This is a genomic window from Intrasporangium sp. (assembly GCF_035280925.1).
In the GTDB taxonomy this organism is placed as follows: Bacteria; Actinomycetota; Actinomycetes; order Actinomycetales; family Dermatophilaceae; genus Intrasporangium.
This window is the reverse complement of record NZ_DATEEY010000126.1, coordinates 54,363-65,988: the sequence shown is the minus strand read 5'-3', so window position 1 is coordinate 65,988 and position 11,626 is coordinate 54,363. Positions and strand designations below refer to the sequence as shown.

9 protein-coding genes are annotated in these 11,626 nt (G+C 70.5%); 5 read left to right on the top strand and 4 right to left on the bottom strand.

Annotation, left to right across the window (positions count from 1 at the left end; all coding sequences use genetic code 11):
- Positions 1-70 precede the first annotated feature (70 nt).
- From VJN29_RS12220 to VJN29_RS12200, 5 genes are all read left to right on the top strand, one after another.
- Positions 71-1,309 carry a thiolase family protein gene (locus tag VJN29_RS12220; RefSeq protein WP_324143905.1) on the top strand — a complete coding sequence of 413 codons (1,239 nt, stop codon included), beginning with the start codon at positions 71-73 and terminating at the stop codon, positions 1,307-1,309.
- A complete protein-coding gene (locus tag VJN29_RS12215; RefSeq protein ID WP_324143904.1) occupies positions 1,306-3,432 on the top strand; it encodes a 3-hydroxyacyl-CoA dehydrogenase NAD-binding domain-containing protein in 2,127 nt (708 codons plus the stop codon). The genes VJN29_RS12220 and VJN29_RS12215 overlap by 4 nt, the downstream gene beginning before the upstream one ends.
- Before the next feature lie 130 nt (positions 3,433-3,562).
- On the top strand, positions 3,563-5,092 hold the full coding sequence (locus VJN29_RS12210) for a UDP-N-acetylglucosamine 1-carboxyvinyltransferase (protein WP_324143903.1): 1,530 nt from the start codon (positions 3,563-3,565) through the stop codon (positions 5,090-5,092).
- Between the two features lie 160 nt (positions 5,093-5,252).
- Entirely contained in the window at positions 5,253-6,080 is an 828-nt protein-coding gene (locus VJN29_RS12205; protein WP_324143902.1) for a 3-hydroxybutyrate dehydrogenase, read from the top strand.
- 71 nt (positions 6,081-6,151) lie between these two features.
- Complete coding sequence (locus tag VJN29_RS12200) at positions 6,152-8,008, top strand: helix-turn-helix domain-containing protein (protein ID WP_324143901.1); 1,857 nt, start codon at positions 6,152-6,154, stop codon at positions 8,006-8,008.
- 16 nt (positions 8,009-8,024) lie between these two features.
- On the opposite strand, the gene VJN29_RS12195 is transcribed toward VJN29_RS12200, so the two are convergent.
- The 4 genes from VJN29_RS12195 to VJN29_RS12180 are packed head-to-tail and all read right to left on the bottom strand — an operon-like array spanning position 8,025 to position 11,624.
- Positions 8,025-8,957 (bottom strand): alpha/beta hydrolase, encoded by a 933-nt coding sequence (locus VJN29_RS12195; protein WP_324143900.1) that lies wholly within the window; start codon positions 8,955-8,957, stop codon positions 8,025-8,027.
- Positions 8,954-9,991 (bottom strand): branched-chain amino acid ABC transporter permease, encoded by a 1,038-nt coding sequence (locus tag VJN29_RS12190; protein ID WP_324143899.1) that lies wholly within the window; start codon positions 9,989-9,991, stop codon positions 8,954-8,956. Before VJN29_RS12190 ends, VJN29_RS12195 begins: the two co-directional genes overlap by 4 nt.
- Complete coding sequence (locus VJN29_RS12185; RefSeq protein WP_324143898.1) at positions 9,988-10,872, bottom strand: branched-chain amino acid ABC transporter permease; 885 nt, start codon at positions 10,870-10,872, stop codon at positions 9,988-9,990. The genes VJN29_RS12190 and VJN29_RS12185 overlap by 4 nt, the downstream gene beginning before the upstream one ends.
- Positions 10,869-11,624, bottom strand: a complete 756-nt coding sequence (locus VJN29_RS12180) for an ABC transporter ATP-binding protein (protein ID WP_324143948.1) — start codon at positions 11,622-11,624, stop codon at positions 10,869-10,871. The genes VJN29_RS12185 and VJN29_RS12180 overlap by 4 nt, the downstream gene beginning before the upstream one ends.
- Positions 11,625-11,626 lie beyond the last annotated feature (2 nt).

Genomic DNA, 11,626 nt, shown 5'->3' with positions numbered 1-11,626 from the left:
GTTGGACGAGAAGTTACCCGCTAGTAGGCTGGCGGGAAACGCCCCTTCCCTGATCTCGCCAGGAGGCATCGTGCCCCGCCCGCTCAATGAGGTCGTCTTCGTCGACGGCGTCCGCACACCATTCGGCAAGGCGGGTGAGACGGGCGTGTATGCCCAGACCCGCGCCGACGACCTCGTCATCCGGTGCATCCGGGAGCTGCTGAACCGCAACCCCTCCTTGGCCAAGGAGCAGGTCGAGGAGGTCGCCATCGCGGCGACCACCCAGATCGGCGACCAGGGCCTGACCCTGGGCCGCACGGCAGCGCTCCTGGCCGGCCTGCCCAACACCACTCCGGGCTACTCCGTCGACCGGATGTGCGCCGGGGCCATGACCGCCGTGACCAACACCGCGAGCTCGATCGCCTTCGGCGCCTACGACGTCGCGATCGCCGGCGGCGTCGAGCACATGGGCCGACACCCGATGGGTGAGGGCGTCGACCCGAACCCGCGCATCCTCGCGGAGCGCATCGTGGACCCCGACGCGCTCGTCATGGGCAAGACGGCCGAGAACCTGCACGACCGCTTCCCGCACCTGACCAGGGAGCGATCGGACGCCTTCGCCGTCGCCAGTCAGGAGAAGCTCGCCAAGGCCTACGCCAACGGCAGGATCCAGCCCGACCTCGTCTCGGTGGCGGTCCGCCACGACGAGCTCGGCTGGGGACTCGCCACGACCGACGAGCCCCCGCGTCCCGGCACCACCCTCGAGCACCTGGCCACGCTGAAGACGCCGTTCCGCCCCCACGGCAAGGTCACCGCCGGCAACGCCGCCGGTCTCAACGACGGTGCGACGGCGTGCCTGCTCGCCTCCGAGGCAGCGGCCGCCGCGCTCGGGCTCCCGGCCCGGATGCGCCTGCTCACCTACGCCTTCGTCGGCGTCGACCCGGAGGTGATGGGCATCGGTCCGGTGCCTGCCACGGAAAAGGCCCTCGCCAAGGCGGGGCTGACGATCGAGGACATCGGGCTCTTCGAGCTGAACGAGGCGTTCGCCGTCCAGGTGCTCGCCTTTCTCGGCCACTTCGGCATCGCCGACGACGACCCACGCGTCAACGAGTACGGCGGCGCCATCGCCGTCGGACACCCGCTCGCCAGCTCCGGCGTGCGGCTCATGACCCAGCTCGCCCGGCAGTTCGAGGAGCACCCCGAGGTCCGCTACGGGCTCACCGCGATGTGCATCGGCATCGGCATGGGCGGGTGCGTCATCTGGGAGAACCCGCACCACGACGCGTACGTCCCGTCGCAGGGCGCCACCAGCACGGAGGAGCAGAAGTGACCAGCACCACGACGACGACTCCTGCGGTCGACCTCCATGACGAGGTCGTCACCCACGCCCACGTCCGTGACGTCGCCCTCCCCGGCGGACTCGGGACCCTCGCCCTGCTCACGCTCGACAATGGCCTCGACCACACGAAGCCAAACACCTTTGGACCGCAGTCGATCGCCGAGATCCACGCCGCGGTCGACAACGTGCGCGCGCGGGCGGAGGCAGGCGAGATCGCGGCCGTCGCCGTGACCGGCAAGCCGTTCATCTTCGCAGTCGGCGCGGACCTGACCGGCGTCCCGCTCATCACCGAGCGCGACCAGGCCCGCAGCATCGCGCAGGCGGGGCACGCGGCCTTCGCGGCATTCTCGGACCTGCCGGTCCCCACCTTCGCCTTCGTCAATGGGGCCGCGATGGGTGGTGGGGTCGAGCTCGCCCTGTCGGCCACCTACCGCACGATCAGCGCCGGCGTCCCAGCCATGGCCCTGCCCGAGGTGTTCCTCGGGCTCGTCCCGGGGTGGGGTGGGTGCTGGTTGCTGCCCGACCTCGTCGGAGTCGAGACCGCCCTCAAGGTCATCATCGAGAACCCGCTGTCCCAGAACCGGATGCTCACGGGCGTCGAGGCGTTCCACCTCGGGCTGGCCGACGCGCTCTTCGAGCCTGCTGACTTCCTCGAGCGCTCGATCGCGTGGGCAGCCGGTGTCCTGTCCGGCGCGGTGACGGTGAGCCGCCCCGAGGTGGACCGCGACGAAGCGGACTGGACGGCCGCGATCGCCAAGGGGAAGGGCTTGGCCGACCTCAAGACCGGCCGGCAGTCCCCTGCGCCCTACCGGGCGCTCGAGCTGCTCGCCGCGGCACGCACCGCGACCCGCGAGGAGGCCTTCGCAGCCGAGGACGAGGCCCTCGCGGACCTCATCATGAGCGATGAGCTGCGCGCCGGGCTCTACGCCTTCGAGCTGGTCCAGAAACGCGCCAAGCGTCCCGCCGGAGCGCCCGACAAGAGCCTGGCCCGTCGGGTGACGAAGGTCGGCATCGTCGGCGCCGGCCTCATGGCCAGCCAGCTCGCGCTCCTGTTCGTCCAGCGCCTCCAGGTGCCCGTCATCCTCACCGACCTCGACGACGAGCGCGTCGCCAAGGGCGTCGGCTACGTCCACGCCGAGCTCGACAAGCTCGCTGCCAAGGGTCGGCTGGGCGCGGACCGCCTCAACCGCTACCAGGCCCTGGTCACGGGATCGACGAGCAAGGACGGCTTCGTGGACGCGGACTTCGTCATCGAGGCGGTCTTCGAGGAGCTGTCGGTCAAGCAGCGGGTCTTCGCCGAGCTCGAGAGCATCGTGGGGATCGACTGCGTGTTCGCCACGAACACATCGAGCCTGTCGATCAGCGAGATGGCCAGTGGGCTGGCACATCCCCACCGGGTCGTCGGCTTCCACTTCTTCAACCCGGTCGCCGTGATGCCCCTGCTCGAGATCATCCCGGGCGCGCAGACCGACGAGGCGACGCTCGCCACGGCCTTCGCGGTCGGGGCGGAGCTGAGGAAGACGTGCGTCCGTGCGGCGGACCGTCCCTCCTTCATCGTCAACCGGCTGCTGGGGCGGTTCATGGGCGAGGCGATCCGCATCCTCGACGAGGGCACCCCGATCGAGGTCGTCGACCGCGCCTTCGCCGGGCTCGCGCCGATGCCGCCCTTCGTGCTCATCGGCCTCGTCGGCCCGGCGATCGCGCTGCACAACGGGCAGACGCTGGTACACGCCTTCCCGGACCGCTTCTACTCCTCGCCGACGCTCCAGCGGCTCGTCGCGGCGAAGAAGCCGGGTTTCCACGCTCTGAGCTCGGGCAGGCCGGTGCTCGACCCGGAGGTCGCCGAGCTCATCGAGAAGCCGGCCGAGCCCGTCGTCCTCCAGGTCCCCGAGGTGCGCGAGCGCGCGCTCGCCGTGCTGGCTGACGAGGCCCACCGGATGCTCGAGGAGGGGGTCGCCCAGTCCCCCATGGACCTCGACCTGGCCATGATCACCGGTGCCGGCTTCCAGTTCTGGAACGGTGGGATCACCCCGCTGCTCGACCGGACCGGCGTTGCGGAGCAGGTCACCGGGCGCCGCTTCCTCCCGCCCGGGGTGGCCACCCTGCCCGCCTGAGGCAACCGGGAGGCCGTATGCCGCCGGGCTCGGTCCCAGCCCACGCTCCCCGAGGGTCCGGCTGGGTCGCGACCCAGCGGCATACGTGTCCCGAGTTGCGTTAACTCATATATGAGTTAGCCTCGGGTCCGTGTCTGAGACCTACCTGACCCGTATCGGCGGCCTGATCCGCGACGCGCGACGCCACAAGGGAATGACCCAGTCCGACCTCGCTGAGCTGCTAGGGACCTCACAGGGTGCCGTCACCCGGATCGAGGCCGGCCGGCAGAACCTCAGCCTCGACATGCTGGCCAAGATCGGCGACGCGCTCGACTCCGAGTTCGTCTCGGTGGGTCACTCGGGCCCCCAGCACCTGCGCATCGTCGGCGGCCGGCAGCTGTCCGGCTCGATCGACGTCAAGACGTCGAAGAACGCCGCGGTGGCGCTGCTCTGCGCGTCCCTGCTCAACCGCGGGCGGACCACGCTTCGCAACCTGGCCCGCATCGAGGAGGTCAACCGGATCCTCGAGGTGCTCGCCTCGATCGGCGTCCGGACCCGGTGGCTGCCCGACAGCAACGACCTCGAGATCATCCCTCCGACACAGCTGCGGCTCGACGCCATCGATGTCGCGGCAGCGCGCCGCACCCGCACGGTCATCATGTTCCTCGGTCCGCTCCTGCACGACTACCCGGAGTTCCGGCTGCCATACGCGGGCGGCTGCGACCTGGGCACGCGCACCGTCGAGCCGCACCTGGCGGCCCTGCGCGCCTTCGGTCTCGAGGTGACCGCCACCCACGGCTTCTACGTGGCACGGTCGAGCGGAAGCGTCAACCCGACCCGCGCCATCGTGCTCACCGAGCGCGGCGACACGGTCACCGAGAACGTCCTCATGGCGGCAGCCCGACACGACGGCACGACCGTCATCCGCAACGCCTCCCCGAACTACATGGTCCAGGACCTCTGCTTCTTCCTCGAGAGGCTCGGCGTCCGGATCGACGGGATCGGCACCACGACGCTCGTGGTCCACGGCCGCGCGCACATCGACGTCGACGTCGACTACGCCCCGAGCGAGGACCCGATCGAGGCGATGAGCCTGGTCGCGGCCGCCGTGGTGACCCACTCCTCCATCACCATCTGCCGCGCCCCCATCGAGTTCCTCGAGATCGAGCTGGCGACGCTCGAGGAGATGGGGATGAAGTACGACCTCAGCGAGGAGTACACCTCGGCCAACGGCAAGACCCGGCTGGTCGACATCACGACGATCCCCGGCCCACTCCGTGCCCCGACGGACAAGATCCACCCGATGCCGTTCCCCGGGCTCAACATCGACAACCTGCCCTTCTTCGCCCTCATCGGCGCCGTGGCCGAGGGCAGCACGATGATCCACGACTGGGTCTACGACAACCGGGCGATCTACCTGACCGAGCTGACCAAGGTCGGAGCCCGGGTCCAGCTGCTCGACCCGCACCGGGTCATGATCGAGGGACCGACCCGGTGGCGGGCCGCCGAGGTGGTGTGCCCGCCGGCGCTGCGCCCCGGGGTCGTCATCCTCCTCGCGATGCTCGCCGCGCCGGGCACGTCGGTGCTGCGCAACGTGTACGTGATCAACCGCGGGTACGAGGACCTCGCCGACCGGCTCAATGCGCTCGGCGCGACGATCGAGGTCTTCCGCGACATCTAGGTCCGCAGAGCTCGTCGCCGGGTCGGCGCTGCAACCCGCGGCACCGCGGAACCAGTCGCTCCCCTGTGCTCTGCGGTGCGGGGGCGGGCCACATCAATTCCGTTGATTTGTGTCCGGCACGCACATGATCGCGCGCATGGCCGGTTCATAGTCTTCCCGCATGCCCGACGCCCGCAACGACGCTCGCGACGCCCCAGAATCCACCGCGCCCCACCGGACGGGCCCCTCCATGGCCAACGACCCCATCGACCTGAACGGCAGGACCGCGCTCGTCACCGGGGCCGCGAGCGGCATCGGCGCCGCCATCGCCCGGACGCTGAGCAGGGCGGGGGCCAAGGTGCACGCGGTCGACCGGGACGAGGCAGGGCTGGCGGAGGTGGCCCAGGAGTCGGGGATCAGCCCGGTCGTCGCCGACCTGGCTGACCTCGACGGTCTCGCCGGACTGCCCACCGCCGTCGACATCCTCGTCAACAACGCCGGAATCCAGCACGTCAGCCCCGTCGAGGAGTTCCCGCTCGAGCGTTTCGACCTCATCATCGACCTCATGCTGGTCTCCCCGTTCCGGCTCATTCGCCAGTCGCTCCCCCACATGTACGCGCAGGGCTGGGGTCGGATCATCAACATCTCCAGCGTCCACGGGCTGCGCGCCAGCGCCTTCAAGTCGGCCTATGTCACCGCCAAGCACGGACTTGAGGGCCTGTCCAAGGTCGTGGCGCTCGAGGGCGGCCCGCATGGCGTGACGTCGACGTGCATCAACCCCGCCTACGTGCGGACCCCTTTGGTCGAGAAGCAGATCGAGGACCAGGCTCGGACGCACGGCATCTCGCCGAGCGAGGTGGTAGAGCAGATCATGCTCTCGCCCGTGGCCCTCAAGCGGCTCGTCGAGCCGGACGAGGTCGCTGCCCTGGCGCTGTTCCTCTGCGGCCCAGCGTCCGCCTCGGTCACCGGCACGTCCTTCGTCATGGACGGCGGGTGGACGGCTCACTGAGGGATCACGCCGCGCCCCCGGCGCCCGGCCCCGGTGCCTCGGTGCCGGCTGCTCTGCCTAAGATCGGCCCCGTGACGACGACTCCCGACACCTCGACCGAGCAGGTCCTTCACCTGCTCGAGCTGCTGGCGTCCGGCGCCACCGTTGCGGAGATCGCCGGCGCCGACGGCCCGTCGGTCGGGCGCGACCTCGCCCTGCGCGTCGCCCACACCCGTGACGTCCACCAACGCCGAGAGGCGGGGCTCGCGGCGTTGCTCGACACTGCTCGCGAGCTCGCCACCGAGCACGATCCGGCACAGGTGCTCGAGGCGATCGTCCGCCGGGCCCGCCACCTGCTCCAGACGGACCTGGCCTACCTGACGCTCTACGACCCCGTGGCCAAGGACACCTTCATGCGCGCGACCTCCGGGTCGGTCTCCGCGGCCTTCCAGTCGGTTCGTCTGGCTCTCGGCGACGGCCTGGGCGGGCTCGTCGCCTCGACCCGGAAGCCGTACTGGACTGCCGACTACTTCTCCGACGCCCGGTTCCAGCACACCCGCCCGATCGACGGCGCTGTGGGCGAGGAGGGAATCGTCGCCATCTGCGGCACGCCCCTCATCGTCGAGTCGGAGTTCGTCGGGGTGCTGTTCGCCGCAAACCGCACGGCACGGCCGTTCACCCGCGAGGAGGTTGGCCTCCTCGGCAACCTCGCGACGCTCGCAGCCGTGACGCTGGTCCAGACACGCGCCCTCGCCGACGCCGAGAACGCCGTGCGGGCGCTCCAGCAGGCCCACGAGACGGTGCGCCAGTACGCCGCCGGCATCGAGAAGGCCGCTGCTGCGCACGACCGCTTCGCCGCCCTTGTCCTCGGTGGCGGAGGGGTCGAAGGCATCACGCACGCGGTCGCCGAGCTGCTCGGTGGCTGGGCGGTCCTCGTCGACGAGGGCAGCTCGGTGCGGTCCGCGACGGGGCCGGCACCCGACCTGATCGATGGGCCCGGCTTCCACGAGCTCCAGCGGAAGGCGAGCGAGGCCGGTGGACGCATCGTCCACGTCGAGAACACCTACGCCGTACGGATCAACGCCGCCCACGAGCAGCTCGGCACCCTCTTCATCGGTGACGTCGGCGACCTCAGCGACTCGGACTGCCGCACGGTGGAGCGCGCGGGCATGGTGACTGCGCTCGTCCTGCTCTTCGAGCGGAACGCTGCCGATGCGCGCCAGTCCGAGCGGAACCGCGTCATCTCGGACCTCGTCGCGGGCCGCGGCGGCGACGCCGAGCGCGTCCAGCTCGCTCGGGCGTGGGGGTTCGACCCCCTCACCGAGTTCTGCGTGCTCGTCATGCGCGGAGAGGACCGGGCGGCGAACCGCGCCCTCGTGATGTCGGCGAGCACCGCCACCGGGGAGGGCTCTCTCGTCGGGTCGCACGACGGACACATCGTGGCGCTCGTCCCGGGGCGGGATCCCGACGCGCTCGCGAAGTCGGTTGCCGCGCGCCTGAGTCGGAGGTCGCCGGTGACGGTGGCCGGCGTCGGGCCCGTGACCGGCGTCGACGGGGTCCACGGTGCCCACGAGGAGGGTGCCCGGACGACGAGGGCCCTCATCGCGCTCGGTCACCGTGGCCATGGGGCAGCCGCCACCCAGCTCGGCTTCGCCGGTCTCATCGTCGGCTCCGACCCAGACGTCGCCGAGTACGTCAGGCGGCTGCTCGCCCCGGTCCTGGACTACGACGAGCGCCGGGGCACGGACCTCGTGGGCACTCTCGAGGCCTACTTCGCGGCGGGGTCCAGTCCACGCCACGCCGCCGCGAGCCTGCACGTCCACGTCAACACGGTGTCTCAGCGGCTGGAGCGGATCGGCGCCTTGCTCGGCCCCACCTGGCAGCAGCCGGAGCAGGCCCTGGAGCTGCAGCTCGCCCTCCGTCTGCGGCGGCTGCTCGCGCAGGACTGACCTTCTGCGCCTCGGATCAGAGGGAGCGGCCCAGGTGGCGATCGATCCCGTCCGCGATCGCCTCGATCCCGGCAGCGTCCAGGATGACGTCGTAGTGGTTGGCGTCGACCGGGGTGACCGACACCGCATCCGGGACGCCGAGCGCCGCCAGGCGCTGCTCGTCATAGAGGCCCTGAGCCTCGTTGAGCAGTCCACGCCGCGCCCAGACCAGGTCGATCGGCTTGCCGAGCTCGACGGCTCGATGCACCGCCGCGTGCGTCAGCGGATCGGCGAGGATGTCCGCGCCATCGGCACGGACCGCCTCGAGCTCGCAGGAGCTGCGCCACGGGCCACCTTCTGCGTCCTGCACGAGGTCGTGGGTGATGTACTGCCGGACCGCATCGCCAGCGGGACCCCGCAGGGCCGGCCCCAGACTCGGATGGGCGTTCCAGAACGCGAGGTAGTCCTCGATACCGTCGAAGCGCATTGCGAGGCGATCCATGGCCGGGCCGATGACCGCCGTCAGCGCCGCATCGATGTCGAGATCCGCCGGCGCCGGGATGGCCAGTCCGCCGTCCACCAGCAGGGCACCCGAGAACCGCTCCGGGTGGGTGGCCACCGCCAGGGCGGAGACGAACGCACCCATGGAATGACCCACGAGCAGCGGTGCCGCGGCGAAGATCGAGGCGATCGAGCTGAGATCCTCCACGTGAGCGGCCAGTCCGTACGGCCCCGGCACGCGTCGGCTTCCCCCGCGGCCGCGCAGGTCCGGCGCGAGGAACCGGACGGCGCCCGGTCCGTGGCGACGATCCACCTCATCGGCCACCCGCCGCCAGGACAGGCCGTTCGCGGTGATCCCGTGGACGGCCACCACCACGGGAGCGCCCTCGCGGGCCACACCGACGGTGAGGTCGTGGATGGCGAGGCTGCCGATCGGCTGCTCGATGACGAAGTCGGGGGCGATGCTCATGTCGCGCGGCCTCTCCTGATGAGCCGGCCCCCGAGTCCCGTCAGGCCAGCCGGTGCGAAGTAGACGATGATGATGAAGAACAACCCGAGGATGAAGAGCGGCTCGGACAGGATCTGCTGCACCACGTCAGGCAGCGAGTCCAGGAAGCCGGCGCCGCTCAGCTCGACGAGCCGGGCGTCGGCATAGTGGTAGAGGAAGCCGCCCAGCAGCGCACCCCACATGCTGCCGGCTCCTCCCAGCACGACCATGATGAGCAGAGCGAGCGTGAACTCGGTGGTGGTCAGGTGCGGGTTGGAACCGCCGAGGACCAGGGCATGGACGACCCCTCCCAGTCCGCCGAGGACGGCACCGACGACGATCGCCAGCAGCTTGACCCGGTAGGTGTCGAAGCCGAGCACCGCAGCGCGAGCCTCGTTCTCGCGGACCGCGGCCATGGCGTGACCGGCTCGAGAGCGCACGAGGAGCGTCACGACGACGAACGCGACGACGACGAAACCGAGGGCGAGCCAGTAGCGGTAGGGCGCGTTCGCCACACCGACGAGCAGCTCGGGCACCGCGCTGCGGTTGAGGGACTTGCCCTCCTCGCCGCCGGTCAGTCCGCCAGCGTTTCGCATCACGATGATGGACGCCGCCTGGGCGAAGGCCAGGGTCACCATGGCGAAGGCGATCCCACCGACCCGCAACGCGATCCCACCGACGACGAGCGCGAGCAGCGTCGTCACGCCCAGCGCCACGAGGACGGCCACCGGGAGCGGAAGCGCCCAGTCGGACAACGAGATCGTGAGCAGATAGCTCCCGGCGGCGACGAAGAGCGCGTGCCCGAAGCTGAGCAGTCCGGTCCTGCCGAAGATGACGTCGTAGCTGAGCGCGATGCCGGCGATCACGAGGCAGGTCGCCAGCAGCTGGAGGCTGCCCGGCCCGTTGACCCGGCCCGGGAGGAGGCCGGGCACCTCGATGGGCACGTATGGCAGGTAGGCGAGGACGGCCAGCACGATGATGGCCGGAAGGGCCTTGAGCGACACGGCGGTCCTCATGCGTGGGCTCCCTTCATTGACGCGGGGCGGAGCAGCAGGACCAGGGCGAGCAGGAGCACGACGGACAGGTCGCCAACGCCACTCGCGGCGTAGAAGTTGGCCAGCTGTTGGACCAGGCCGACGGCCACGGCCGCCACCGCGGTGCCGACGAGAGACCCCATGCCGCCGATGACGACGACGATGAAGGCGTAGATCAACAGGGAGCCGCCCTGCGCGGGCGACACCGTCCCGGCGTACTGCGAGTACAACAGTCCCGCCAGCGCGGCAGCCGAGCCGCCGAGGGCGAAGACGACCGTGAACGTCCGATGCACGTTGATGCCGAGCGCCTCGACCATGGTGCGGTTCTCGACACCGGCGCGGATGATGAGGCCGAGCCGGGTGTAGTGCAGCAGCGCCTGCAGACCAAGGAAGACGGCGAGTGCCACCGCGATGAAGAGGAACCGGTCGTTGGGCAGGCGGGCTCCGAGGAGCATCGTCGTGCTCGCCATCCACTCCGGCTTCTCCACCGTGCGGGGGTCGGCACCCCAGATGCCTTGTGCCGCAGCGACGCTGGCGAGAGAGAGGCCCACGGTCACGAGGACCTGCTGGATGTGGTGTCGGTAGAGCGGTCGGATGAGGACCACTTCGACGAAGAACCCGATGACGGCGCCCACGGCGAGGGCGACGACGACGGCGATGGCGAGGCGGACGGCGACGGAGAGGCTGCCCGGCAGGGCACCCATGGTGAGGAACCCTGCGTAGGACCCGGCCATCATGAAGGCGCCGTGGGCAAAGTTGAGCACGCCCATGAGGCCATAGATGATGCTCAGACCGCTTGCCGCGAGGAAGTAGAGGGCCCCGAGACCCAGGCCCGTGACGAGGATGAGCACGAAGTCGGTCATGCTGCCCCCTCCCGCCGCATCGAGACGCCGAGGAGCTCGCGTGTCAGCTGTGGGTCGGCGACCAGCTCGGCGGCGCCGCCGCTGTGTACGACCTGGCCGGCGTCGAGCACCACGACGGTGTCGGCGATGCGCCGCACGAGCGGAAGGTTCTGCTCGACGAGCAGGATCGGAGTGGTCCGCGCGACCTCGGCGAGCACGTCGGCGACCTCGGTGACCAGCTTCGGCGCCAGACCCTTGGTCGGCTCGTCGATGAGCAGCACCGACGTGTCCCGCAGCAGCACCCTGGCCAGCGAGACCATCTGCTGCTGGCCACCGGACAGCGTCCCGGCGCGCTGCTTGGCGCGGGTGACGAGGTCGGGGAAGAGCGTGCCCACGATGGGCGCCTCCACGCCGCGGTCGGGATCGACGAGGCGCAGGTTCTCGTCCACGGTCAGGCCACCGAAGACCTCGCGATCCTCGGGCACGTAGCCGATGCCGCGGCGGATGATCCGCGTTGTCGGCTCATGCTGTATCGCCCTGTCCTGCAGGAGGATCTGGCCGGTCCGCGGGGCGAGTCCGATGATCGCCTTCAGCGTCGTCGTCTTGCCGACACCGTTGCGCCCGAGCAGTGTGGTCACCCCGGTCGCCGGCACGGTGAACGAGACGCCCTGCAGGACGTGCGAGCCGCCGTAGCGGACGTGGAGGTCCTCGACCGAGAGCACCGGGCTGCCGTCGCCGCCGGGTGCGGCGGCCCGGTCGAGGGCGGTGGTCATGT